The 25,561-nt window shown below is 47.3% G+C and carries 18 protein-coding genes, 9 tRNA genes and 3 rRNA genes; 3 read left to right on the plus strand and 27 right to left on the minus strand.

Features of this window, described 5'->3' with window-relative positions; all coding sequences use genetic code 11:
- The first annotated feature begins 66 nt into the window (after positions 1-66).
- Positions 67-1,383, plus strand: coding sequence for a uracil permease (uraA, locus tag NZ043_RS02500; RefSeq protein WP_339310520.1), 1,317 nt, complete (start codon positions 67-69; stop codon positions 1,381-1,383).
- A gap of 155 nt (positions 1,384-1,538) precedes the next feature.
- Here the strand turns inward: uraA and NZ043_RS02505 are convergent, their stop codons facing one another.
- The 6 genes from NZ043_RS02505 to NZ043_RS02530 all read right to left on the minus strand — a co-directional run bounded on the left by NZ043_RS02505 (position 1,539) and on the right by NZ043_RS02530 (position 8,053).
- Positions 1,539-2,054, minus strand: a complete 516-nt coding sequence (locus NZ043_RS02505; RefSeq protein ID WP_289390235.1) for an adenine phosphoribosyltransferase — start codon at positions 2,052-2,054, stop codon at positions 1,539-1,541.
- Positions 2,055-2,091: 37 nt separating this feature from the next.
- A complete protein-coding gene (recJ, locus tag NZ043_RS02510; protein WP_339310523.1) occupies positions 2,092-4,500 on the minus strand; it encodes a single-stranded-DNA-specific exonuclease RecJ in 2,409 nt (802 codons plus the stop codon).
- Between the two features lie 40 nt (positions 4,501-4,540).
- A complete protein-coding gene (locus NZ043_RS02515; RefSeq protein WP_091027617.1) occupies positions 4,541-5,500 on the minus strand; it encodes a cation diffusion facilitator family transporter in 960 nt (319 codons plus the stop codon).
- Between the two features lie 73 nt (positions 5,501-5,573).
- Entirely contained in the window at positions 5,574-6,482 is a 909-nt protein-coding gene (gene secF / locus NZ043_RS02520) for a protein translocase subunit SecF (protein WP_289390237.1), read from the minus strand.
- Positions 6,472-7,722, minus strand: a complete 1,251-nt coding sequence (gene secD / locus NZ043_RS02525; RefSeq protein WP_133385900.1) for a protein translocase subunit SecD — start codon at positions 7,720-7,722, stop codon at positions 6,472-6,474. The genes secF and secD overlap by 11 nt, the downstream gene beginning before the upstream one ends.
- A 91-nt stretch (positions 7,723-7,813) precedes the next feature.
- Positions 7,814-8,053 (minus strand): post-transcriptional regulator, encoded by a 240-nt coding sequence (locus NZ043_RS02530; RefSeq protein ID WP_036617497.1) that lies wholly within the window; start codon positions 8,051-8,053, stop codon positions 7,814-7,816.
- A gap of 227 nt (positions 8,054-8,280) precedes the next feature.
- Between NZ043_RS02530 and spoVB the strand changes: the two genes are divergently transcribed.
- Positions 8,281-9,915, plus strand: a complete 1,635-nt coding sequence (gene spoVB, locus NZ043_RS02535; RefSeq protein ID WP_091027613.1) for a stage V sporulation protein B — start codon at positions 8,281-8,283, stop codon at positions 9,913-9,915.
- Between the two features lie 3 nt (positions 9,916-9,918).
- Here spoVB and NZ043_RS02540 read toward each other — a convergent pair whose 3' ends face one another.
- Entirely contained in the window at positions 9,919-10,692 is a 774-nt protein-coding gene (locus tag NZ043_RS02540) for a DUF421 domain-containing protein (protein WP_240768093.1), read from the minus strand.
- Between the two features lie 183 nt (positions 10,693-10,875).
- Here NZ043_RS02540 and NZ043_RS02545 point away from each other — a divergent pair, with 183 nt between their 5' ends.
- The gene (locus NZ043_RS02545; protein WP_017686772.1) at positions 10,876-11,268 is read left to right on the plus strand and encodes a TIGR04086 family membrane protein; all 393 of its coding nucleotides are present in this window, start codon (positions 10,876-10,878) and stop codon (positions 11,266-11,268) included.
- A gap of 125 nt (positions 11,269-11,393) precedes the next feature.
- Here NZ043_RS02545 and yajC read toward each other — a convergent pair whose 3' ends face one another.
- The 20 genes from yajC to NZ043_RS02645 all read right to left on the minus strand — a co-directional run bounded on the left by yajC (position 11,394) and on the right by NZ043_RS02645 (position 25,412).
- Complete coding sequence (gene yajC, locus NZ043_RS02550; protein WP_124115596.1) at positions 11,394-11,708, minus strand: preprotein translocase subunit YajC; 315 nt, start codon at positions 11,706-11,708, stop codon at positions 11,394-11,396.
- Between the two features lie 67 nt (positions 11,709-11,775).
- The gene (gene tgt / locus NZ043_RS02555) at positions 11,776-12,912 is read right to left on the minus strand and encodes a tRNA guanosine(34) transglycosylase Tgt (protein WP_074096233.1); all 1,137 of its coding nucleotides are present in this window, start codon (positions 12,910-12,912) and stop codon (positions 11,776-11,778) included.
- A 43-nt stretch (positions 12,913-12,955) separates the two neighbouring features.
- Positions 12,956-13,984: a tRNA preQ1(34) S-adenosylmethionine ribosyltransferase-isomerase QueA gene (queA, locus tag NZ043_RS02560; RefSeq protein ID WP_047844089.1), complete on the minus strand. Its 1,029-nt coding sequence runs from the start codon at positions 13,982-13,984 to the stop codon at positions 12,956-12,958.
- Positions 13,985-13,990: 6 nt separating this feature from the next.
- Positions 13,991-16,078 carry a SpoIID/LytB domain-containing protein gene (locus NZ043_RS02565; RefSeq protein WP_339310529.1) on the minus strand — a complete coding sequence of 696 codons (2,088 nt, stop codon included), beginning with the start codon at positions 16,076-16,078 and terminating at the stop codon, positions 13,991-13,993.
- A gap of 91 nt (positions 16,079-16,169) precedes the next feature.
- The gene (gene ruvB, locus NZ043_RS02570; RefSeq protein WP_091020485.1) at positions 16,170-17,180 is read right to left on the minus strand and encodes a Holliday junction branch migration DNA helicase RuvB; all 1,011 of its coding nucleotides are present in this window, start codon (positions 17,178-17,180) and stop codon (positions 16,170-16,172) included.
- A 55-nt stretch (positions 17,181-17,235) separates the two neighbouring features.
- Positions 17,236-17,850 (minus strand): Holliday junction branch migration protein RuvA, encoded by a 615-nt coding sequence (gene ruvA, locus NZ043_RS02575; protein ID WP_339310531.1) that lies wholly within the window; start codon positions 17,848-17,850, stop codon positions 17,236-17,238.
- Positions 17,847-18,350, minus strand: a complete 504-nt coding sequence (gene ruvC / locus NZ043_RS02580; protein WP_017686765.1) for a crossover junction endodeoxyribonuclease RuvC — start codon at positions 18,348-18,350, stop codon at positions 17,847-17,849. Before ruvC ends, ruvA begins: the two co-directional genes overlap by 4 nt.
- A 308-nt stretch (positions 18,351-18,658) precedes the next feature.
- Entirely contained in the window at positions 18,659-19,351 is a 693-nt protein-coding gene (locus tag NZ043_RS02585; RefSeq protein ID WP_339310533.1) for a BofC C-terminal domain-containing protein, read from the minus strand.
- A gap of 204 nt (positions 19,352-19,555) precedes the next feature.
- A tRNA-Pro gene (locus NZ043_RS02590) sits at positions 19,556-19,629 on the minus strand.
- Positions 19,630-19,636: 7 nt separating this feature from the next.
- Positions 19,637-19,715 (minus strand) — tRNA-Leu (locus tag NZ043_RS02595).
- Positions 19,716-19,731: 16 nt separating this feature from the next.
- Positions 19,732-19,808, minus strand: a tRNA-Arg gene (locus NZ043_RS02600).
- Between the two features lie 6 nt (positions 19,809-19,814).
- Positions 19,815-19,889: transfer RNA gene (locus NZ043_RS02605), tRNA-Gly, on the minus strand.
- Between the two features lie 23 nt (positions 19,890-19,912).
- A tRNA-Asp gene (locus NZ043_RS02610) sits at positions 19,913-19,990 on the minus strand.
- A gap of 27 nt (positions 19,991-20,017) precedes the next feature.
- Positions 20,018-20,091 (minus strand) — tRNA-Met (locus NZ043_RS02615).
- A gap of 17 nt (positions 20,092-20,108) precedes the next feature.
- Positions 20,109-20,184: transfer RNA gene (locus tag NZ043_RS02620), tRNA-Val, on the minus strand.
- 7 nt (positions 20,185-20,191) lie between these two features.
- Positions 20,192-20,263: transfer RNA gene (locus NZ043_RS02625), tRNA-Glu, on the minus strand.
- A gap of 4 nt (positions 20,264-20,267) precedes the next feature.
- Positions 20,268-20,343: transfer RNA gene (locus NZ043_RS02630), tRNA-Asn, on the minus strand.
- An 83-nt stretch (positions 20,344-20,426) separates the two neighbouring features.
- Positions 20,427-20,543 (minus strand): 5S ribosomal RNA (gene rrf / locus NZ043_RS02635).
- Between the two features lie 76 nt (positions 20,544-20,619).
- Positions 20,620-23,547, minus strand: a 23S ribosomal RNA gene (locus NZ043_RS02640).
- A 312-nt stretch (positions 23,548-23,859) separates the two neighbouring features.
- Positions 23,860-25,412 (minus strand): 16S ribosomal RNA (locus tag NZ043_RS02645).
- Together the 16S, 23S and 5S rRNA genes with 9 tRNA genes alongside form the textbook arrangement of a ribosomal RNA operon.
- Positions 25,413-25,561 lie beyond the last annotated feature (149 nt).

Genomic DNA, 25,561 nt, shown 5'->3' on the forward strand with positions numbered 1-25,561 from the left:
TGATTAATTAAGAGAAACTCTGTAATCTATTGAAAGTTTGTGTTTCGGAAAAGGAGATGAAATTCATTGCAACGCGAAATTCAGGTTAATCAAAAGATGCCACTTGGCTCAGGTTCACTGCTTAGCCTTCAGCATTTGTTCGCCATGTTTGGCAGCACGGTGCTTGTACCAAACCTGTTCGGTGTTGATCCAAGTATGATCCTGCTGATGAACGGAATTGGAACATTGTTGTACATACTGATGTGTAAAGGAAAGATCCCCGCATACCTTGGGTCCAGTTTTGCCTTTATTGCTCCTGTCACTTCGGTATTGAAAACACATCCAGAGAACGGTTATTCCATGGCACTTGGTGCTTTTATTATAACTGGACTTGTTTTCTGCCTAGTGGCTTTAATTATCAAATATGCCGGGACAGGATGGATCAACGTTGTATTCCCACCAGCAGTTATGGGTGCCATCGTTGCTCTGATCGGCCTGGAGCTTGTACCTGTTGCAGCGCAAATGGCTGGTTTGATTAATTCTGATCCTGTTTCTAACCCCAACTGGGTGCCTCAGGCCAAACCCATTATTTTATCCATGGCCACACTCGGTATCACTGTTATTGGAGCCGTAACGTTCCGTGGATTCCCCAAAATCATTCATATTCTAATCGGTATTGTAGTCGGTTATATCCTTGGCTATTCTATGGGTCTGGTTGATAAACAGGCTATTGGAAACGCTGATTTCATCTCACTACCAACCGTAACAACGCCTACATTTGACTGGTCTGTTGTCTTCACCATTTTACCTGTAGCACTCGTGGTTATTGTAGAACATATTGGACATTTGCTTGTAACGAGCAGCATTGTGGGTAAAGATCTTTCGAAAGACCCTGGCCTTCATCGTTCTCTCCTTGGTAATGGGGTCTCCACCATTTTGTCCGGGTTTGTAGGATCTACTCCCAATACAACCTATGGTGAGAACATCGGTGTTATGGCACTGACTCGTGTCTACTCCACATATGTCATTGGTGGTGCAGCAGTCATTGCAATTGTACTCTCCTTCTCAGGAACATTCTCGGCGCTTGTAGCTAACATTCCTGTGCCTGTTATGGGTGGGGTATCCCTGCTTCTGTTCGGAGTTATTGCTGCATCCGGTCTGCGTATTCTGGTTGAACAGAAAGTCGATTTTGCCAAACCGACCAATCTGCTGCTTACTACACTTGTACTGGTCATCGGGTTAAGTGGTACAGAAGTTACCTTCTACGGTATTCATCTGAAAGGGATGGCACTGGCAACCATTGTCGGAATCCTGATGAGCTTGTTGTTCAAACTGTTTGAAGTCCTGGGTTGGTTAAATGACGATTCGCAAAAACAGCCTATCACTGAAAAAACGCCCGATTAATTTTCATCGTATACACATCAAAAAGCCTGTTCTCCCTAACCTTTAGGTTGGTAGAACAGGCTTTTTGATAATCATTAATGCTGTATATTATTTCCCGGGAAAAGGGAAAAGCAATTCAGGTTTTAATCACAACACTCCAAGTGGAGATTTTAAACTTAGTAGTTCATCAATGTGAATACATCGATTTTCTCTGGCAATTTAGCACGACCATTCAGATCAGACAGCTCGATCAGGAACGCAGCACCGACAACTTTCCCACCCAATTGTTCAATCAAGTTGATGGAAGTTGCAATCGTTCCACCCGTTGCGAGCAGATCATCTGCGATCAGGACATTTTGACCTTTTTCAATCGCATCTGTGTGCATTGCGAGTGTATCCTTGCCATACTCGAGATCATAACCAACTTCAATCGTCTCTCCAGGCAATTTTCCACTTTTGCGAATCGGAGCAAAACCGACACCAAGAGCATATGCCAGAGGGGCGCCCACAACGAAACCACGTGCTTCAGGTCCAGCAATAACGTCAATTTTGAGATCAGAAACCATCACTTTCAGTTCATTGATCGCATTGCGGTACATTTCTCCATCCTTCAACAATGTTGTAATGTCCTTAAAGCTGATTCCCGGTTGTGGAAAGTCAGGAATGACACGAATATAATCTTTAAAATCCAAAATAATCTCCTCCTAAAATAAATACACAAACTTCCATCTAAGATACGCCCTTCATCCGGGATATCATCCATTGTGTCAGTTGCGGTGTGGCTGCATCCAACATCACCTGTTCTATCTCGGCCATATTTTCGAGCGCTTGATAGTGACGTGAAGCGGTTAGTTCACGCTTAGGCGGGTTATCCACAAACGCAATTTTGCCGTTATCACGGGTAATGAAGGATAACTCTTCGAATACATCCAACATCATCGTAATCATGCGCGGCGAACAACCACACTGACGACTGAGCACAGGAGTAATCTCTTGTTCCTCCACGGGTTCAGCTTTCCATTTCAACACCTGCATATAAATACGCTTAAAGAGTTCTCTGGAAGGCATCTGAAGGCGATCTCGGCGGTTGCCTGATCCGTGCAGAAGGATGATATTCTCAGCTCCACTGAACAAAGCCAGCATGGCATTAAGTTGTTCCGGGGTTTCCGGCGTATCAAACACAAATAACGTCCGGACTTGTTCCTGTCCATAATGCTGTGCAGCAGCATTACACGGAAATAACCCGACCTTTCTATCATATACCCAAAGGCAAGGTTCATACAATGAATTTCCCTCGGAAACGTCTGTTTCTTTCCGAACAATAGCACCAACAGAACCAGATTTATATCGAAGATGTACCTCAAGTGAGCTCAAGAAATGTTTCATCGCATTTAATGGCTCGGCATTACCGCGCAAATCAAACACTTGGACCTGAGGAACATGAATGTCTTGAAGCATCAATTGAGGTTTTCTCACCCCATTCCATTCATTGATAGACAGTTCTCCCATCACATCAATAACGGAACCTGGGAGAAGAAACTCTGCTAACGCTCCCTTGCCAAAAGCGACGGTTTCCAGTTGCTGACCATCCTGTTCCAGAACCAGTTTCAGATGGCGTTTCTCTCGTCCCATTGTTCTGGTTTCCTTCACAGTCACACTTCTCAATACAAACCGTGGCGAAGGATTGCTCATCCCAAAAGGCTGCAATCTGTCGATCTCCTGGATTACTTTCAGTGGAACATCACTGATTCTGCATTCATCATCCGCAAGACGTTGAGGTACAAAGTCCTCTTCAGTCAATACAGATGCAGCAAACTTATTCAAACCAGCCTCAAGTTCTTCCAACTGATCCCGATGCAAGGTCATACCTGCTGCAGCAGGATGTCCCCCGTAATGGTCCATAGTGTGTTTATTGACTGTGAGCGCCTCGTAGATATCCAAGCCCTCAATGGAGCGCGCAGAGCCCTTGCAGACACCGCTCTCTGGATCGATCCCAAGGATAAGTGTAGGTCGGTAATAACGCTCCAGCAATTTGGAAGCCACAATACCAACCACTCCGACGTTCCAGCCCTCACCAGCCAATACGATTACATCTGGAACGGCTCCTGAACGAAGCTGTATCTTTTGTTCCAACTGTGCCGTTGCTTCTTGTAATATGCCCTCTACGACTTGCTGCCGCTCCCGATTCAAAAGATCAAGCTGGCCCGCAAGTGTATGAGCTTCATCCAGATTCTCGGTGGTGAGAAGTGATACGGCTCTCCCAGCATGATCCAAACGTCCACTGGCATTAATACGAGGTGCCATGGCAAAGGCAATATTAATCGAAGTCACCTGACTCTGATCCACACCACTAATTTCCAGCAATGCACTTACACCAGGAAGACGTGAACCACGCATCGATTCTATTCCATAACTGACGATAACCCGGTTCTCCCCTTCCAAAGGCATCAGATCGGCAACGGTACCGATGGCGGCAATCTCCATCCATTCACCGGGCACTTCCCCGATTAATGCCTGAGCGAGCTTCAAGGCTACTCCTGCTCCTGCCAAACCTTTAAAAGGATACGGGCATCCCGGAAGTTTTGGATTAATAAGTGTAAAGGCTTCGGGCAAAATTTCAGGCGGCTCGTGGTGATCTGTCACAATGACTTCGATGCCCAGCGTTGCCGCATAGGCAATCTGTTCAACAGCACTGATTCCGGTATCTACGGTAATAATCAAAGAGACGCCTTGTTGATGCGCCCAATCTAACGCATGGTTGTGCAATCCGTACCCTTCATTCGAGCGATGAGGGATATATATATCGTACGAAGCCCCAAGATGACGCATCAAATGGATCATGAGCGATGTGCTCGATACGCCATCAGCGTCATAATCCCCGTAGATCAAAATATGTTCTTCCCGCTCCAATGCCAGCTTGATACGTGGCACAGCTTCATTCATGCCGAGGAGCAGATAGGGATCATGCATCTGATTAAGGTCAGGATGCAAAAAACGTTCGGCCTCCTTCTCATTGTGCACTCCTCGACTCACAAGCAAACGTCCAACAAGGGGTGAAACGGAAAGCGCCTGCGAGAGTCCCGCAGCCGCCTCCAAATCGATATTCGGTGTATTCCACCGGTATTGCGAATAAAGCAATGATAACGCTCCTTTCCTGATCTACTGGACCCGCGCTTCACTACTGAATTAATGTCGCTTCGTGATCGGGCAGTTCATGATTGGATTTATAAGGATAACCTGGATCATAAGGTATCGCTTGAATCTGTACTTCTTTCACATGACTGAACCGGGTTAGCAGTAGTGTCTTGGCCCGATTCGCAATCTCCTGTGCTTCCAGTATTGAGATTCTTGGATTCACACTAATGACCAGCTCAATCGTAACGTCATGTTCCTGTTCACGTGCAACCAAATGTTCAATGGTAATGATGCCATACACCCGCTGTACAGTCTCTTTGAAATCGGACGCTTCTTCCTGTTCCAGTTCCTGAACAAGTGAACCATACACCGTGTCCACAATCATTCGGTAACCCTTGTGAAGCACAAAACAGGAAGCAATCAACGCAGCCGTGGGGTCCAGGTAGAGCAACATGCTCAAGCCCGTCTCTTCACCAGCCATCGAACCGATAATACCGATTAATACGGTGAGCGAGCAATAGAGTGCACGGCGATGTTGCTGTGCATAAGCCAGCGCCTGAGACTGATTTCGTTTACGGAAATATCTGTACTGAAATTGAAAAATCGCTTCTTTCACAGCCAGAGCTGCAACAGCCACCAAAAGTACCGACTTGCCGGGTGCTTCCGGATCACTTCCGGAGAGACTACCCAATGCGGAGATGGCAAGCTGTAATCCACCCATAAGGATTAGCACAGATAACAATACTGAGATTCCGGGTCTAGCAACACTTGAATGTTCTTTAAACCGTCCCCTGCGAGCCTTGCTCTTATCGCGTACAGACTTGGAGGGAAAGAGACCAGCCAGGGCAGAACCAGCTTCAGAAGCAGAATACAAGCCGTCAGCGAGCAATGATTTGCTGTTTGCCATATAACCGACTCCCGCTTTGATCACCGCAAGTCCCATATTACCGGCAATACCGCTCCATGTGGCAGCCTGAGCAGATGGGATATGTTCTCTGGTCATGAATATTCCCCCTTAATTCTGTACATAAAGTTGCAAAACCGCGCCTGGCAGACGCGGCTTCACAATAAGATGTTTAGTTAGATTCTTTAGCTACTGTTTTTGGCTTTTCCACTTGTTTACCTTTGAGCATCAGCCATAGTGGAGCGGCGATATAGATTGAAGAATATGCGCCGAACAGTGTTCCGATAACCATCGCAAGCGAGAACATGCGAATGGATTCTCCACCAAATATGAACAAACAGATTGAAGCTGCAAACACGGTGAATGTTGTATTCAGGGAACGTGTCATCGTTTGAGCCAAACTGCGGTTGACTACCTCACGCAAGTCGGCTTTGGTTGTCTTTTTGGCAAAACGCAGATTCTCACGAATTCGGTCAAAGATAACGATCGTATCGTTGATCGAGAACCCGACAATGGTTAATACTGCAGTAATAAAGGTCAGATCGACTTCCAAACGGAAGATAGAGAACACACTTATTACAACAAATGCGTCATGGAAGAGTGCGATAACCGCAGCCAAACCAAAGCGCCACTCAAACCGGATCGCAACATAGATCATGATCCCGATACTTGCAATGAGTACCGCGTAGATCGCGTTGCGCTCCAATTCTTTGGCCATCTCTGGATCAACGGTATTTACTTCATAGGAAGCCGATGCATCCAGTTTAGCAAATTCTTCTTTGAACTTACTTTCTTGATTTTCATCCAATACGTTCGAGAAACGAACATTTACACGGTCAGCCCCCGGTGTAATGGTAACATCACCCTCATCAACACCGATGTCCTTAACGATAGGTTTAATCTGCTCCGCTGTGATTGCTTTGGATACCGAGATATCCACATTTGATCCAGCACGGAAATCAACCGCATAATTCAAACCCAAAGCCAGAATGCTGACAATCCCCGTAATCGTCAGAATAATCGAGAAGATATAGGCAATCTTACTACCTTTAACATAATCAAAATTCCAATTAAAGCGCACGAATTTCACTCTCCTTCACTCCGAAGTACTTAGGCTTCTTCAACACGTTACCCCGTACAAGCAGGGTCAACAGGAAGCGGGAGAAGAAAATATTCGTGATAATACTGGTGACAATATCAAAAATCAGCACGAGTGCAAAACCTTTAACCGCACCTGTTCCCAAGAAGAACATAACAGCCGCAGCAATAATGGTTGTGATGTTGGAGTCAATGATTGTTCGGAAGGAATGTTTACCACCCGCTTTAACCGAAGACAAGATCGACTTACCACTGCGCATCTCTTCTTTAATCCGTTCGTACGTGATGATATTGGCATCCACCGCCATCCCTATACCCAGGATAAACGCCGCAATACCTGGAAGGGTAAGCACGAATTCTCCTAAATAGAAGATTGCAAGTACCAGCCACGTATGTGTGATCAAGGCAAAACTCGCGATAATACCAGGAATGCGATAAAGCCCAATCATGAACACTAGAATAATAACGGAACCAATCAATCCCGCTTTAATGGTCTGATCCAGAGAAAGCTTACCAAGTGTTGCACCAACACTTTGTGAATACTTCTCTGTAAGTTTCAGTGGCAATGCACCCAGGTTAATGGTGTCACGAAGCTGGTTTGCTTCGTCACGTGAATAGGCACCTGAGATTTGGGCAGATCCATCTGTCAACTGTTGTTGAACTGTTGGTGCAGAAAGTAGTTGATCATCCAGATAGATAGCAAGAGGTTGTCCGATCAAACGTTTGGTAATCTCGGAAAACTTAGCTTTGTCTTTCACTTGAATGTCAATCATCGGCTGATTCAAACTTGTAAAAACAACTTTGGCTGCATTCTCAACAAATTCATTTCCGCGAAGTTCAATTTTGGTGTATTCGCCTTCCTTGTCGTTCTCAGCTTTACTACGGAAGGTCAAAACAGCCGGTTCTTTCATTTTGGCTCTAACTTCAGCCTCATCCGTAACCCCTGCCAACTTCAATCGAATCCGGTTGCTTCCTTCAGTGGTTACCTCCGGTTCGCTTGTTCCGAGCGCGTTGGCGCGGCTTTCAAGACTTTTGGCCGTTTGCACCAAAGATGCTTTGGTGACTTGTTGACCTGCTTCGAGCGGCTCTGCTTCATATAAGATCTCGTAGCCTCCCTTTAAATCAAGGCCCAAGCGTATATTTTTGAGCAGTTCCGGGCTTGTTCCCACCATTACCCCTGTGGTGACAAGCACGACCAGAATGAAACTGATAATTCTTTTCATGCCGTTCCTAGATCCCCTTTCGTTCTCAATATTCCTATTATAGCGATGCCGTAAAAAGCAGTCAATTTTCAACAAAAAAGATCCCTTTCGTCTAGAAAGAGGACCCCCGGTATGCAGACACGGTCATAAAGTTCATAAAGCTTGTTGCTTTCAGTGACAAAATGTCGTTCACCAGCTGGTGAAGCGGTGGAATGCCCTGTTTTTCATATTTATGACTGACGCAATTCCAGACATCTTTGCTGGTGACATATTCGTAACCGACAAGCCTTAATTCCTCCGCTTTGCTACGGCAGAGCATCTCTATTGACTGTTCCAACTCCACATCATTCATTTCTTCCAACGGGGAGCCTCCCTTCATACATCCAAGCCTTTATGCGGCATCAATATTACATGATTCGACTTCGCCTGATCATATTCCTTCTTGCTGATTATGGTTCTTTTTGTTAATCGTGTCCAAGTTGTCATGAGAAGATAAAGGACTGGCATAGGATGAAGAACAACGGCTTTGTCCCGTTTATGTTGATAGCCTGTACTTTCAACCGGGAAAGAGGGGTAGTCTTGAAGAAACAGACATTTATCCAGGGGGCCATGATCCTGCTCGCGGCAGGCATAATTAATCGAATACTTGGTTTCATTCCGCGCATTGCGCTGCCACGAGTCATTGGTGCAGAAGGTGTTGGCATCTACCAATTGAGCTATCCCTTTTTTATCGTACTGGTGACATTAATTACGGGTGGTATTCCGCTCGCCGTAGCCAAGCTCGTAGCCGAAGCTGATACCGGTGCCAATCGTTATTCCCCCCAGCGAATCCTGCAAGTAAGCTTAAGCTTTACGTTGACCCTGGGTGTTGTATTCATGTTTTTATGCATTCTATTTGCGCCCTGGGTTACCAAGTACGTGCTCACAGATGAGCGGGTGTACCATACGTTCGTTAGTATGAGCCCCATGATTGCCATTATCGCCGTATCTGCTGTCTACAGAGGGTATTTCCAAGGTAAGCAAAACATGATGCCTACTGCCATTTCATCCATTGTTGAAACCATCATTCGTATCGTCTGTGTCATTTGGTTTGCCTGGCTTCTCCTCCCCCACGGTATTGCCCAAGCTGCTGCTGGTGCCATGCTGGGCGCGCTCGTTGGAGAATTCGGCGGTATGCTTGTACTCTTGTGGAAGTATAACAGGCAGAAGAAAGAGTTACCGCTCGCTAAGCAACAGAACATGTCCAATCTCACAACCAAACCTTCAGCCAAACCTTTAAACCCAATACCTTCAGTTCTGAAAGAAACGGGTACTCCACAGCCCGGATTAATCCGGCGTTTGCTTGCAATCTCTATTCCTGTTACAGCAGGCCGATTGGTTGGCTCCTTATCCTATTTGGCCGAAACCATCGTTACTGCCCAGAGTCTGGCTCTGGCAGGCATATCCAAAGGGCTCGCTACAGCACAATATGGTGCATTACAAGGTATGATTATTCCTTTGCTGCTGCTGCCGGGGGCACTAACCTCTTCGCTCGCGACATCACTTGTGCCTTCACTGTCCGAAGCTTCTGCTCAGGGAGATCGCGCACTGATTCACAAAAGAATGCATCAGGCCTTACGTTTGGCACTTGTGACAGGTGCTCCGTTTTCTGTGTTTATGTATGTGCTTGCCGAACCGATGTGTCTTGTTCTGTATAATGATGCATCGATCGGAAGCATGCTGAAACTAATGGCTCCTTTTGCTTTGTTCATTTATATTCAAGCTCCTCTTCAAGCTGCATTACAAGCTCTTGACCGTCCGGGTAAAGCATTGCTGAATACGTTTATCGGTGCTGTTATCAAAATCACGTTGATTTTAACGCTTGCTTCCCGGCCTGAATATGGCATCTTCGGTGCAGTCATCGCCATCTGTGTGAATTCTACGGTAGTTACCCTGTTACATGCCCAAAGCGTACGTAGCCTGCTACAGTTCCGCTTCAAAATGATGGATTGGGTCAAGACGGGTGCAGGAATGTTTATCATGGGAGCAGCGACCCTACTCGTATACGAAGAGACTGCCATGATATTGCCTTTTTGGGTCAGGATGCTTCTCGCTCCTTTTGTCGGGCTTATCGTGTATTTCATCGTCATGGGCTGGACCAAAATGATTGACTTTCATGATCTGTCCCGTGCTCCTTTGATTGGTTCATGGTTCAAGCGCCGCTCAGGCAAATGATTTTCATTTTTTATCATCTTTTGGACTGACATATATCTTCCCATTGTGATCAATGGAGCATATAAATACATCCTTAAAATCCAGAATTCCGTTATGTTGAATTTGATTTTTCAGCCAAAATCTCGTTTTCTGAATGATCTCCAAATTCTGATCCTGGACCTTTCCGTCCATAATTAAGGGTAGTGGCAGACCTTCATATTTAATATTTGGAAATTTGATATTTGGAGATCCGTCAATCTGGTTTTTTCCCGTTTTGGATTTACTGGAGGAAGAATCTTCTGAGTCAGAACCGGAAGAATTGCTATCGTTAGAAGTATTCTCATCCTTGGGAAAAACGGTCAGCTTGCCTGTTGTCTCCAAAATAGCGAAATCAACCTCACCGATACTGTCTACATTCTGTTCACGGAGTTGTTGCAATAGATCATCCAGATTATATCGTTGCTTCCGCATCTCATCCCGGTGAAGAACACCTTTGGAGATCAAAACAGTAGGTTTGCCATCAATTATCAGGCGAAGACGCCGACTTTTAAGACCTATAAAGGCCATTCCGATCTGTACAATAATCAAGGTAAGCATGGGGGCAATCCCATGAGAGAGCGGTTTATCAATATCTTCAATGACAAAAGCAGCCATTTCAGCAAGCATAATGGAGACAACAAGATCAAACATGGATAGCTTACCAATCTCACGTTTACCCATAACCCTCATTGCACAGTACACCAGAAAGTACATGAGAATGGTTCGAAAGATATGTGATCCGACATCTGGGAAGTTCACAACAGGGGTCCTCCTTCGAAACTGAGTTTTTAACAGTTAGCTGGGTAGTGCAATCCCTATTTTGACCTGAACCTTACATGCTCATGCAGAAATAATCCGTTCATTTAATGGAAAACAGTTCATAAGTCCGAAGGCTTGACCATACACTGTATTAACTTATAACTTGTACAAGGGGGTTGCTTCATGCAATTGATCCGCCGCTTGGTTTCGTTTCGAGTGTCCAATCCGATTCTGTCAGGCCTCTGTCAGGCTTTTGTATGGATGTTTATCGGGGCATTAATTCTCTCCTTGTTTCTCTGGATGAGCGGAATGCGGGAACAGGACCTCTCGTTGTATACCTATGTTGTTCATGGCTTGTCATTATTGGTCGGTGGTTTTGTCGCAGGCAAACGATCTGGTGAAAAAGGATGGTACTACGGAGGAATTACCGGAATCGTATATGGACTCCTTGTGCTGTTGATCGGATTTCTCGCGCTGGATGCTTCGTTTAATTGGAAAGATAGTTTACAACTGCTTAGCGCTTTCTTCATTTCAGCTCTCGGTGGCATGTTCGGTGTTAATACGCATCGCTCCTAACTGACTGGTAAAGAACATCGACCTTCCCTCATAAATCAAAAAAGAGAACCGGGTCTCCAAGGAGATCCGGTTCTCTACTAGGGAATACGCCACAAACGCACCCTCGTTATTCTATGTTACAGTAACTATTCAACAGCCGTATCACGAGCTACAGCCGTGCTGATTGCATTACGGTCAAATGTAAGCTTAGTTACATCGTTTACACGCAATACAACCACATCGTCCGTAATCTCAGCGATCGTACCGTGAAGGCCACCAATCGTTACAATTTTATCGCCCTTTTTCAATTGGCTCAGCATCGAATTCCGTTGCTTTTGCTTTTTGTTTTGTGGACGAATCATCAAGAAGTAGAAAATTGCAACCATGAGTACCAAAGGTACGATCAAAGATACAATTCCGCCACCTGCTGGTGTTCCTGCTAAAGGCATTCCCTGAAACATTCAAACTCCCCCTTATCGACTATACATACAGATATTGCTTGTTACGCCAGTTCCCTTAAAACCTCAATCAGAAACCTTTGTCATTGTCATGAAGACCATATTGATCGAAAAATTCATCCCGGAAATCAAGCAAACGATCTTCCATAATGGCTTTACGTACATTACGCATCAAATTCTGCAAGAAATGAAGATTATGGATCGTTGTCAAACGCAGGCCAAATGTTTCATCTGCTTTGATCAAATGACGCAGATAAGCTCTGGAATAGTTGCGGCATGTGTAGCAATCACATTCAGGATCTAATGGTCCAAAATCAGTTGCAAACTTGGCATTGCGAACTACCAGACGTCCTTGACTGGTCATCGTTGTTCCGTTACGGGCAATCCGAGTAGGCAGAACACAATCAAACATGTCCACTCCACGAATTGATCCCTCAATCAACGCATCAGGCGAACCTACACCCATCAAATAACGTGGTTTATTGGACGGCAACAAAGGTAATGTGTAATCCAATACACCATACATCAAATGTTTCGGTTCTCCAACACTCAGTCCACCAATAGCATACCCCGGGAAATCCATGGAAGTCAAATCTGCGGCGCTCTGACGGCGAAGATCTTCATGCATGCCTCCCTGTACGATGGCAAACAGACCTTGGTCATGCGGACGAGCGTGACTTTCGAGACAACGTTCTGCCCAGCGGCTGGTTCTTTCGAGTGATTTTTTGACATATTCATATTCAGCCGGATACGGTGGGCATTCGTCAAACGCCATCATAATATCGGAGCCAAGTGCATTCTGGATTTCCATCGCCACTTCAGGAGAAAGGAACTTTTTGTCTCCATTCAGATGAGAACGAAAGTTAACGCCTTCTTCCGTAATCTTGCGCATCTCGCTGAGAGAAAACACTTGGAATCCGCCGCTGTCCGTCAGAATTGGACGATCCCAGTTCATGAATTTGTGCAATCCGCCAGCTTCACGGATGATTTCATGTCCTGGTCTCAGAAACAGGTGATAGGTATTACTCAAAATAATCTGAGCATCCATTTCTTTCAATTCTTCAGGGCTCATTGTTTTGACAGTCGCCTGTGTACCTACAGGCATAAAGGTTGGTGTCTCAATAACACCGTGAGGTGTATGTACACGTCCCAGACGTGCACCGGATTGTTTGCAAGTTTTGATATGTTCATACGTAATTGCTGCCATTGGTTTTAATCATCCTCTAAAAGTTAATCGTTATACCGTTATACTAATATATCAACATGGCATCGCCGAAGCTGAAGAACCGGTATTTCTCTTGGATGGCTTCCTCATATGCCTGCATAATATGTTCCCTGCCTGCTAGTGCACTAACCAACATAACCAACGTGGATTTCGGGAGATGAAAATTCGTAAGCATCCCATCAATCACTTTGAAGGAATAGCCCGGATAGATGAAAATGCTGGTCCATCCGCTGCTCGCTTGCAGTATTCCATTTTCAAATTTGCTGCCTACCGTTTCCAAAGTCCGGCAACTCGTTGTCCCAACCGCAAAAACACGGTGTCCATTCTCTTTGGTCTGGTTAATCAGATCTGCCGTTTCTTGTGACAAGGAGTAATACTCTTCATGCATAACATGATCTTCAACAACGTCAACCGACATCGGTCTGAATGTTCCCAGTCCTACATGAAGCGTGATGAAGGCGACATTAACGCCCTTGGCACGAATCTGGTCCAGCAACTCATCCGTAAAATGTAATCCTGCTGTAGGTGCAGCCGCCGATCCTTCATGCTTGGCATACACGGTCTGATACCGTTCGCGGTCATCCAATGTCTCCTTGATATAAGGTGGCAATGGCATCTCACCCAGACGATCCAGAATCTCTTGGAAGATTCCATCATACGTAAACGTAAGCGTACGTGCCCCCATCTCGCCCTCTTCTTCAATGATTGCCTTCAGTTCATCACCGAATACGATGACCGAACCGGCTTTCAGCTTTTTACCCGGCTTAACCAGTGCTTCCCACTTGTCGCCTTCCACATTTTTAAGCAATAACACTTCCGCTTTTGCTCCGGTATCTTCTTTTGTACCGAACAGACGGGCTGGTAGAACACGTGTATCATTCAGAATCAATGTATCGCCGGGATTCAGAAAATCGATAATATCGGGAAACGTTTGATGATTAATCTCACCACTATCTTTGTTCAAGGTAAGCAAACGGGATGCCGTGCGATCAAGCAACGGCGTCTGTGCTATCAATTGCTCTGGTAATTCAAAATCATATAAGTTCACATTCATTTAGTTTCATTCCTTAACAATAGTCGCATTTTGATAATAGTGTTTCAATATTGCCTGGTAATCATACCCTTCATCTGCCATGCCTTTGGCTCCCCATTGGGACAAGCCCAAACCGTGGCCATTGCCCTGACCGATGAACATGAAGGTCTGACCCTGCGTTACCGCTCTCGCTTGACCATCACCACTCATAACGACAAGTGCATTACCGGATGATGTTCCTGCGCCAGAAGAAGACAATACAGAGGCACCATTTGAGCCGGTTTTACTGGCTGTTTTGCCGTCAGCGCCTAATACAGTATAACTTCCGGTCCCTGCAATATCAAATAAAGTGCTCGGTAATCCACCGAGTGCAGAGCGGTATGTATCGGCATATTTCACCGTCATAGCCTGTCCGTTGGCAGTGACTTCAAGTGCTCTTCCGGAAGGTCCACGCTTGGTCACTTCCAAGGTTGAGATTGAAGCAGGAACAGACGCTGTTGTTTTACCCTGAAGGGATTTAACCAACTGAGCTGACGTGAAAGGTCCTCTCACCCAGGCATAGTCATTGGATTGAGGCACTTTTGCCAGTACAACAGCTTCGTTGCCTGGATTCATTTTGGCTACAGGTTCAACGGTGGATTGAATTAACGGAACGGCACGCACATTGGTGTTCTGAGCCGTTACCGTTACTTTTGCCAGTCCTGCATTGGTCTTGGTCGTTAATTCTTTGATGTTATCCTCACGAATGTACCCGCTAACGCCTGAACTGAGCAGCACATGGTACCACGTATGTAATCCTGCCTGGGCTGATGTATCTCCCGAGCTAACCACATTGGTGAACACACCTGCTCCGCCGTTCCATACCTCAGAAGGATGAGCCGTCTGGCCGCCAGCATTGGAGGAGAATACAGCTTCAATGATTTTCCCACCGCTCTTGACCACTTCTCCAGCAGTTGCATCCACTGCACTGGTTACTTTATCGTTCTCCGAACCAATCCCGTTATAGGCTTGGCTGAGCGTTGTATCCACGACATTCGCAATTTTGAATCGTTCACCCTGTTGAAGCGCGTAGGATCGAGCAGCTACAGCTTGAACTTTCAGAGCTTCAGCAGGCCAGGAGGAATACACCTCTGCCCCTACGACAGAGTACAGGTATTGCTCCAGTGGAACGACGTTGACCAACGCCAGATCACCACTTACGATGCTGATTTCCATATCTCCACGATACGTTCGCTGAGAACGTTCCACTACTTTGATCCCATTGCCATTCCCTTGTACCAATGCTTTGGATTCAGTACCTGCAATGGTGTAATGCGGAGCTGTTTTGATTGCATCCGTACTTAATCCTGCATCCTGGCGGATGATGAGTCCTGCACTATTGTTGACAGGTGAAAGGCTTACCCCTGGAGCTTTGGCTTCCACACTGTTCTTCAATGCGGTTAATTCCGCATCCGTTGAAGCTTCACCCACCCATACCGTATATGCTTGGCTTCCTCCACTCAGTTGAAGGACTGGATAGACACTACTAACTCCTGCTGATAAAAGGTTGGCTTGTGCTGCCTCTGCTTCCTGAATCGAACCATAGGTTCCAGCAGACAGGCGTTTACTTCCTGTTACAGCTGGCTTTTGACCAGCCAATTGAGCTGCCGCTACCTTTTGTACTCGTGTAACAGCTTGTCCTGCCAGTGCCTCCGTTGCATAGTTGCCTGTGTAGAGCTGGTAAATGGCATTTCCATTCACAGACGTTGTGAACAGCAACGGTTTATCTGCGGTTGCCTGCAACAATTTTGCTGCTGCAGATGCTGCCTTAAAGTCTGTTGTTTCCAACACCTTCACTCGGAATCCATCTGCACTGAAACGGACCTGCCCTGCCGGAAGGCTTATATTTGCGCCGCTCTCCGGTTGGATGCTCCATTGTCCTGTCGATTCAAGCGTAATAAGTGGTGTAGTTGATTTATACGTACTGCCCAGATTCGCAAACATGGCTACCCGGATCGTCTGTCCATCATTTCCTGCTGCATATGCAGGCACTTGCAGACAACCCACTGTCAAAAGAGCTGCCGCCAGTACCTTCAATCGACGACTCCACTTCTTCGTTCGTATTGCTTTTCCCACAATCAGACTCCTCTCCATGCATTTCTTTCACTTTATATCGGGTTAACACGTGATTATTTCAATGTTTATGATGAATGTTCAACAGATTTGATTATTTACCGTCTCTTGGTGGAACAGGTAGACCCAAATGATGATAGGCGAGATCTGTTACGATCCTGCCCCTTGGTGTACGCTGAATCATACCAATCTGAAGCAGATACGGTTCATAGACATCCTCTATCGTCTGACTTTCTTCACCAATCGTAGCAGCAATTGTATCCAGCCCTACCGGGCCTCCCCGGAAGCTATTGATCATCGATTTGAGCATCTTGTGATCAATCTCATCCAGGCCACGCGGATCAATCTGGAGACGTTGCAGTGCTTCTTCCGCCAGTGTCTGCGTTATAATCCCATCACCACGCACCTGTGCAAAGTCGCGTACTCGTTTTAACAAACGGTTCGCGATCCTTGGTGTCCCACGTGAGCGCAATGCAATCTCTTGCGCAGCATCTCCCACAATCTCCACACCCAAAATTTCGGTAGAGCGTGAGACGATATAAGCCAGCTCATCAACCGTATAGAATTCCAAGCGACTGATAACACCAAATCGGTCTCGAAGTGGAGCAGACAGCAAGCCAGCACGCGTTGTAGCCCCAATCAGAGTGAATGGCGGCAGATCCAGCCGAACGGAACGTGCACTTGGACCTTTACCAATCATAATGTCCAATGCGGAATCTTCCATAGCGGGGTACATGACTTCTTCAACCGTACGATGCAAACGATGAATTTCATCAATAAACAAGACATCGCCTTCCTGCAGATTGGTTAACAATGCTGCAAGATCACCCGGGCGTTCAATAGCCGGTCCTGACGTAGTTCGTAAATTAACACCCAATTCGTTGGCAATAATGTTGGCAAGTGTTGTTTTACCCAGTCCAGGTGGGCCATATAACAAAACGTGATCCAATGCCTCATTACGGAATTTGGCAGCTTCAATATATATCTTTAAATTTTCCTTCACCTGATTCTGCCCGATATATTCATTCAGATACCGGGGACGAAGACTCAATTCAACATTTTGGTCCTCCATCATCAGGTTTGCGGAAATAATCCGATCATCCATGTTCATCCCTACCTTTTTTTGCAGGCTACAGCTATATTATAATATGCAATTTGTATTATCCCGTAAACAGCATTTGCAGCGCCTTTTTCATCAACACATCAACGGAATCTGCTGTAGTAACATCCTTTTTCAATTTGAGCCATACTTTATCAAGCTCACTGTCAGTATACCCAAGTGCCTTGAGACCTTCACGTGCCTCATCCCAGGCTGAACCACTTCCCGACTCCTCCGATGGAGGAGCGAACAGGCCTGTTGCATACGCTGCCGCGCCAAAACTATCCAGCTTATCCTTAAGATCCAGAATCATGCGTTGTGCAGTCTTCTTGCCGATGCCTGGCAATTTGGTCAAGAACGTAAGATTCTCCTGGTAAATCGCCGTAACCACATGTTCTGGTGTACCTCCAGCAAGTATGCCCAGAGCTACTTTTGGACCGATACCGGATACATCAATCAGTTTACGGAACAAACGCTGCTCATCCCGTGTAACAAATCCAAACAGCAACATCGCATCCTCACGCACATGATGGTGCGTGTACACAGTGATTTCGCCTTCTTGCTTCGCAAACGCAAATGGATTTGGACAGAATACACGATACCCTACACCATGAACATCCAGCACAATATAATCATTCTCTACATGAATGAACTGTCCTCTTAGAAAATCAATCATTTTCGCAATACCTCATTCAACTTGGAATTTAATGTATAAGAGTGTGCGTGGCACACGGCTACAGCCAATGCATCCGCTACGTCATCCGGCTTAGGAACGACCTGAAGACGCAAGAACATTTTGACCATCTCCTGTACTTGCTTCTTCTCCGCTTTACCGTACCCCACAACGGCCTGCTTGATCTGCATTGGCGTATACTCTGCAATAGGCAAACCCTTCTGTGCGGCAGCGAGTACCATGACGCCTCTAGCCTGACTGACAGACATCGCTGTTGTAACGTTCCGATTGAAAAAAAGTTTCTCCAGCGCTACTGCGTCCGGTTTGTATTTATCAATCAATTGCACCATACCTTCATATACGTGAAGCAACCGTTCCTCTTCAGGGGTATGAGCTTCCGTCTGAATACATCCATATTGTACGGGTACTACCTTACTGCCGATTTTATCCACAAAACCAAAACCAACAATCGCAATCCCCGGGTCAATTCCCAAAAAACGCAAAACCATCTCTCCCTCACAAAAGCGAACATATGTATCGTTCATTTCATTATAACAAAAGATAGACCCTGCGGCAGGAAAAACTTTGTCTAACTGATTACTCGTCTTTATTCGCGGATTTTTTACATGTTTATTCGTATTTCCAACTATTTCAGTTCAAACGACAAAAAGGACATCTCTTCGATGTCCTTCATCATATTCCACATATTTTTGGGTCTATCGCTTGATTCCCTAAACCACCATTGTTATTGCTATTGCCATCATCGTTTCAGTACGTAACAATCTTAATACTGTAGGTGAGGACGTTTGGATTACCCGCCATTACGGATTAAATGGTGATCTTCATCCACGGCATAGTCACTGAACGTAGAGATCACGCTATCATACTCATCCTTGTCCTGAATCCGAATACCCTGCTGCAATTGCTCCAGTACGCCTTCAGGCAAAGAACTCTCCAACGTCCCAACATCCAACTGAAAGAACGTACGAATAACCTTCTCATCTGTAGGCTTACCTTCGTACAAATTAAGGTTCCCTACAGCATCTATGCTGATATAAGCCTGCTGTTTACACAGCGGTGAAAGGTCATCTACACGTTGCTTCAAATGCAACTCATCTGATGTTCCAACGGTAGCATCCCATTCCGGATGTTGAGCCAGCAGCATCTTCAACTGCGGTCTAGCCATCTTGCCTAACTGCTCTGTCTCCACTCCGCAGATGTACTGTGTTTCCAAAACCACACTTGTTAAATGATCCGGATCAGAATCAAGTTGCTCTACTAACGCCTGAATCTCCTGTTCAGATCTTGTTTCCTGCGTAACAGGGCCCATCACACTGGTTGCCTCACTAAAATTAGTTGTTAGCAAACGCTCAATCGCCGATGAGATAGACAACCCGCTGTAAGCCAATATCGTAACTACAAGCAAAGCCGCCGTCATCCATACTGTTCGTTTCCACCGTCGCCACCGTCTCTTGAATTGTTTTCTAAAGTTAAACGTGTTCACATGAACCCCTTCTATCACTTTTTAAACCTATTGTGACCTAAAGACTGAGGCTTTATGCACAACTAGCTTATCGTCTGAAGAAGGAACACGCATGTGTTAGGTTAGAGAACTTGTCATAGTGAATACCGGAACCTGCATTTATAGAATCTTATCTAGATAAATATAAAAAAGCACTATCTATAATTAGATAGTGCTTTTTAGAGATCGGGATGACACGATTTGAACATGCGACCCCCTGGTCCCAAACCAGGTGCTCTACCAAGCTGAGCTACATCCCGTTATATATACCGGCGAGAGGACTCGAACCTCCACGGTTTCCCACTCGATTTTGAGTCGAGCGCGTCTGCCATTCCGCCACGCCGGCAAATTTGAAGTTATAATGGCGCGCCCTGAGAGATTCGAACTCCCGGCCTTTTGATTCGTAGTCAAACGCTCTATCCAGCTGAGCTAAGGGCGCAAATATTGGAGCGGAAGACGGGAATCGAACCCGCGACCCTCGCCTTGGCAAGGCGATGCTCTACCGCTGAGCCACTTCCGCACACGGTATTATTAATATAAAAATGGCGGAACCGACGGGATTCGAACCCGCGATCTCCTGCGTGACAGGCAGGCATGTTAGGCCAACTACACCACGGTTCCAGATCACTTTCGCAAAGGAAAGTATAATTGCGGGGGCAGGATTTGAACCTGCGGCCTTCGGGTTATGAGCCCGACGAGCTACCGGGCTGCTCCACCCCGCGTCGTAATAAAGTTTATATGGTGGAGGCTGAGGGGATCGAACCCCCGACCCTCTGCTTGTAAGGCAGATGCTCTCCCAGCTGAGCTAAGCCTCCATCTATATGACCCGTAGGGGATTCGAACCCCTGTTACCTCCGTGAAAGGGAGGTGTCTTAACCCCTTGACCAACGGGCCTTAATGGCTCCCCGAACAGGGCTCGAACCTGTGACAACTCGATTAACAGTCGAGTGCTCTACCAACTGAGCTATCAGGGAATATATGCATTTGCAGTGCAAATGCAATTCATCGTACAACATCAACATGCAGAGCCTGTTTTCTATGTATGATGAAAGAGTTCGCTTGGCGGCGTCCTACTCTCCCAGGACCCTGCGGTCCAAGTACCATCGGCGCTAGAGGGCTTAACGGTCGTGTTCGGGATGGGTACGTGTGGAACCCCTCCGCCATCGCCACCAAACGCATAGCTTACATTTCAGAGATCGTTCTCTGAAAACTAGATTCGAAACGAAACATGCGAATTATCACTTGCATATTTGGATAAGCCCTCGACCGATTAGTACTGGTCAGCTCCATGCATTGCTGCACTTCCACCCCCAGCCTATCTACCTCGTCGTCTTCAAGGGGTCTTACATACTGGGAAATCTCATCTTGAGGGGGGCTTCACGCTTAGATGCTTTCAGCGTTTATCCCGTCCGTACATAGCTACCCAGCGGTGCTCCTGGCGGAACAACTGGTACACCAGCGGTACGTCCATCCCGGTCCTCTCGTACTAAGGACAGCTCCTCTCAAATTTCCTACGCCCACGACAGATAGGGACCGAACTGTCTCACGACGTTCTGAACCCAGCTCGCGTACCGCTTTAATGGGCGAACAGCCCAACCCTTGGGACCTACTTCAGCCCCAGGATGCGATGAGCCGACATCGAGGTGCCAAACCTCCCCGTCGATGTGGACTCTTGGGGGAGATAAGCCTGTTATCCCCAGGGTAGCTTTTATCCGTTGAGCGATGGCCCTTCCATGCGGTACCACCGGATCACTAAGCCCGACTTTCGTCCCTGCTCGACTTGTAGGTCTCGCAGTCAAGCTCCCTTATGCCTTTGCACTCTTCGAATGATTTCCAACCATTCTGAGGGAACCTTTGGGCGCCTCCGTTACTCTTTAGGAGGCGACCGCCCCAGTCAAACTGCCCACCTGACACTGTCCCCGCACCGGATTACGGTACCAGGTTAGAACCTAGATACGATCAGGGTGGTATCCCAACGTTGCCTCCACGCAAGCTGGCGCTCACGTTTCAAAGGCTCCCACCTATCCTGTACAGATCGTACCCAAATTCAATATCAAGCTGCAGTAAAGCTCCATGGGGTCTTTCCGTCTTGTCGCGGGTAACCTGCATCTTCACAGGTATTAAAATTTCACCGGATCTCTCGTTGAGACAGCGCCCAAGTCGTTACGCCATTCGTGCGGGTCAGAATTTACCTGACAAGGAATTTCGCTACCTTAGGACCGTTATAGTTACGGCCGCCGTTTACTGGGGCTTCGGTTCACAGCTTCGGGATTACTCCCTAACCACTCCCCTTAACCTTCCAGCACCGGGCAGGCGTCAGCCCGTATACTTCGCCTTACGGCTTCGCACAGACCTGTGTTTTTGCTAAACAGTCGCTTGGGCCTTTTCACTGCGGCCCCCTCGTGCTATTCACACTACCGGGGCACCCCTTCTCCCGAAGTTACGGGGTCATTTTGCCGAGTTCCTTAACGAGAGTTCTTCCGCGCGCCTTAGAATACTCTTCTCGCCTACCTGTGTCGGTTTGCGGTACGGGCACCATCACCTGGCTAGAGGCTTTTCTTGGCAGTGTGAGATCATGACCTTCGCTACTATAATTTTCGCTCCCCATCACAGCTCAGCCTTACAATGTGCGGATTTGCCTACACATCAGCCTTACTGCTTAGACGGACATCCATCAGTCCGCGTCACTACCCTACTGCGTCCCCCCATTGCTCATAACGGCTTACGGTGGTACAGGAATTTCGACCTGTTGTCCTTCGACTACGCCTTTCGGCCTCGCCTTAGGTCCCGACTTACCCTGAGCGGACGAGCCTTCCTCAGGAACCCTTAGGCTTTCGGCGGATCAGATTCTCACTGATCTTTTCGTTACTCATACCGGCATTCTCACTTGTATAATGTCCAGCGCTCCTTACGGTACACCTTCAACCCTTATACAACGCTCCCCTACCCCTGATGCAAAGCATCAAGCCATAGCTTCGGTGGTGTGTTTAGCCCCGTTACATTTTCGGCGCAGAGTCACTCGACCAGTGAGCTATTACGCACTCTTTCAATGGTGGCTGCTTCTAAGCCAACATCCTGGTTGTCTGTGCAACTCCACATCCTTTCCCACTTAACACACACTTGGGGACCTTAGCTGATGGTCTGGGCTGTTTCCCTTTTGACAATGGATCTTAGCACTCACTGTCTGACTCCCGGAAGTAAGTCTATGGCATTCGGAGTTTGACTGAGCTTGGTAACCCTTGCGGGCCCCGCACCCAATCAGTGCTCTACCTCCACGACTCTGTTTTCCGAGGCTAGCCCTAAAGCTATTTCGGGGAGAACCAGCTATCTCCGAGTTCGATTGGAATTTCTCCGCTACCCCCACCTCATCCCCGCATTTTTCAACATGCGTGGGTTCGGGCCTCCAGTGCGTGTTACCGCACCTTCACCCTGGACAGGGGTAGATCACCCGGTTTCGGGTCTACGTCCACGTACTAATTCGCCCTATTCAGACTCGCTTTCGCTGCGGCTCCGGCTCTTCACCTTAACCTTGCACGGGAACGTAACTCGCCGGTTCATTCTACAAAAGGCACGCCATCACCCCTAAAACGGGCTCTGACTTTTTGTAAGCACACGGTTTCAGGTTCTATTTCACTCCCCTTCCGGGGTGCTTTTCACCTTTCCCTCACGGTACTGCTTCACTATCGGTCGCTAGGAAGTATTTAGCCTTGGCAGATGGTCCTGCCGGATTCATACGGGGTTTCACGTGCCCCGCACTACTCGGGATCCGTCTCGGAGGGAACAGACTTTCAACTACAGGGCTTTTACCTTCTTTGGCGGGCCTTTCCAGACCTCTTCGCTTAACCGGTTCCTTTGTAACTCCATGTGAGACGTCCCACAACCCCAAAGAGCAAGCTCTCTGGTTTGGGCTTCTCCGCGTTCGCTCGCCGCTACTGACGGAATCACTATTGTTTTCTCTTCCTCAGGGTACTTAGATGTTTCAGTTCCCCTGGTATGCCTCTACACAACCTATGTATTCAGTTGTGAGTAACTGGAAATTACCCCAGCTGGGTTTCCCCATTCGGACACCCCCGGATCAAAGCTTGCTTACAGCTCCCCGAGGCAGTTTCGTTGTTCGCCACGTCCTTCATCGGCTCCTAGCGCCTAGGCATCCTCCGTGTGCTCTTAGTAGCTTAACCATTTTGTTCCGGTTTCGGTCGCTCGCTTCCCTTGGTTTGGACTGCGTCCAAATCCAAAAGTCGCTCTCACCCGATACCATCACAAAAGCAATTTAACTACCTTTATACACTTCACTTGTTTACACAAGATCAGCTTAAAGGAATGTTCTAATTCGCGTTTGTTTCGTTTCGATATCTAGTTTTCAAAGAACAAGCTCCATGCAAAAGCAAGCTGTTTGAGAGTTTGAGCTCTCAAAACCGAACAACGAGTGAGTGTTTTGCAGCTAAGCTGCATATTTGAATGTTTCCGTTGCAGGAAACGATTCTCCATAGAAAGGAGGTGATCCAGCCGCACCTTCCGATACGGCTACCTTGTTACGACTTCACCCCAATCATCTATCCCACCTTCGGCGGCTGGCTCCTTGCGGTTACCCCACCGACTTCGGGTGTTATAAACTCTCGTGGTGTGACGGGCGGTGTGTACAAGACCCGGGAACGTATTCACCGCGGCATGCTGATCCGCGATTACTAGCAATTCCGACTTCATGCAGGCGAGTTGCAGCCTGCAATCCGAACTGAGACCGGCTTTGTTGGGATTGGCTCCATCTCGCGATTTCGCAGCCCGTTGTACCGGCCATTGTAGTACGTGTGTAGCCCAGGTCATAAGGGGCATGATGATTTGACGTCATCCCCACCTTCCTCCGGTTTGTCACCGGCAGTCTATCTAGAGTGCCCACCCGAAGTGCTGGCAACTAAATATAAGGGTTGCGCTCGTTGCGGGACTTAACCCAACATCTCACGACACGAGCTGACGACAACCATGCACCACCTGTCTTGAATGTTCCGAAGAAAAGGTACATCTCTGTACCGGTCATTCAGATGTCAAGACCTGGTAAGGTTCTTCGCGTTGCTTCGAATTAAACCACATACTCCACTGCTTGTGCGGGTCCCCGTCAATTCCTTTGAGTTTCAGTCTTGCGACCGTACTCCCCAGGCGGAGTGCTTAATGTGTTAACTTCGGCACCAAGGGTATCGAAACCCCTAACACCTAGCACTCATCGTTTACGGCGTGGACTACCAGGGTATCTAATCCTGTTTGCTCCCCACGCTTTCGCGCCTCAGCGTCAGTTACAGCCCAGAGAGTCGCCTTCGCCACTGGTGTTCCTCCACATATCTACGCATTTCACCGCTACACGTGGAATTCCACTCTCCTCTTCTGCACTCAAGTCACCCAGTTTCCAGTGCGATCCGGGGTTGAGCCCCGGGATTAAACACCAGACTTAAATGACCGCCTGCGCGCGCTTTACGCCCAATAATTCCGGACAACGCTTGCCCCCTACGTATTACCGCGGCTGCTGGCACGTAGTTAGCCGGGGCTTTCTTCTCAGGTACCGTCACCTTGAGAGCAGTTACTCTCCCAAGCGTTCTTCCCTGGCAACAGAGCTTTACGATCCGAAAACCTTCATCACTCACGCGGCATTGCTCCGTCAGGCTTTCGCCCATTGCGGAAGATTCCCTACTGCTGCCTCCCGTAGGAGTCTGGGCCGTGTCTCAGTCCCAGTGTGGCCGATCACCCTCTCAGGTCGGCTACGCATCGTCGCCTTGGTGAGCCGTTACCCCACCAACTAGCTAATGCGCCGCAGGCCCATCCCCAAGTGACAGATTGCTCCGTCTTTCCAGTTTCCTTCAGGCGAAGAAAACAACTATTCGGTATTAGCTACCGTTTCCGGTAGTTGTCCCAAACTTGAGGGCAGGTTGCCTACGTGTTACTCACCCGTCCGCCGCTAACCATCAGAGAAGCAAGCTTCTCTTCAAGTCCGCTCGACTTGCATGTATTAGGCATGCCGCCAGCGTTCGTCCTGAGCCAGGATCAAACTCTCCAATAAAGTATTGAAAAGAGCGATAAGCTCATTTTGAATCTGACGAGATTAAAAATCTCATTTGTGCTTCAGCCGATTCAAGCCAAGGCTTGTTTCCAACTTTCGCGTTCATTCTGCAAGCAGAATGTTTACTCACTCGTTGTTCAGTTTTCAAA

The sequence above is a fragment of the Paenibacillus sp. FSL k6-2145 genome (genome assembly GCF_037976585.1).
Lineage (GTDB): Bacteria > Bacillota > Bacilli > Paenibacillales > Paenibacillaceae > Paenibacillus.

Excerpts from the sequence above, each read along its gene's own strand:
- queA (WP_047844089.1), bottom strand. The coding sequence starts at position 13,984 with ATGAATGTGAACTTATATGATTTTGAATTACCAGAGCAATTGATAGCA.
- NZ043_RS02530 (WP_036617497.1), bottom strand. The coding sequence starts at position 8,053 with ATGAATGATGTGGAGTTGGAACAGTCAATAGAGATGCTCTGCCGTAGC.
- NZ043_RS02515 (WP_091027617.1), bottom strand. The coding sequence starts at position 5,500 with ATGACCAGAGAACATATCCCATCTGCTCAGGCTGCCACATGGAGCGGT.
- yajC (WP_124115596.1), bottom strand. The coding sequence starts at position 11,708 with ATGTTTCAGGGAATGCCTTTAGCAGGAACACCAGCAGGTGGCGGAATT.
- NZ043_RS02545 (WP_017686772.1), top strand. The coding sequence starts at position 10,876 with ATGCAATTGATCCGCCGCTTGGTTTCGTTTCGAGTGTCCAATCCGATT.
- tgt (WP_074096233.1), bottom strand. The coding sequence starts at position 12,912 with ATGGCAGCAATTACGTATGAACATATCAAAACTTGCAAACAATCCGGT.
- ruvA (WP_339310531.1), bottom strand. The coding sequence starts at position 17,850 with ATGATTGATTTTCTAAGAGGACAGTTCATTCATGTAGAGAATGATTAT.
- ruvB (WP_091020485.1), bottom strand. The coding sequence starts at position 17,180 with ATGGATGATCGGATTATTTCCGCAAACCTGATGATGGAGGACCAAAAT.
- secD (WP_133385900.1), bottom strand. The coding sequence starts at position 7,722 with ATGAAAAGAATTATCAGTTTCATTCTGGTCGTGCTTGTCACCACAGGG.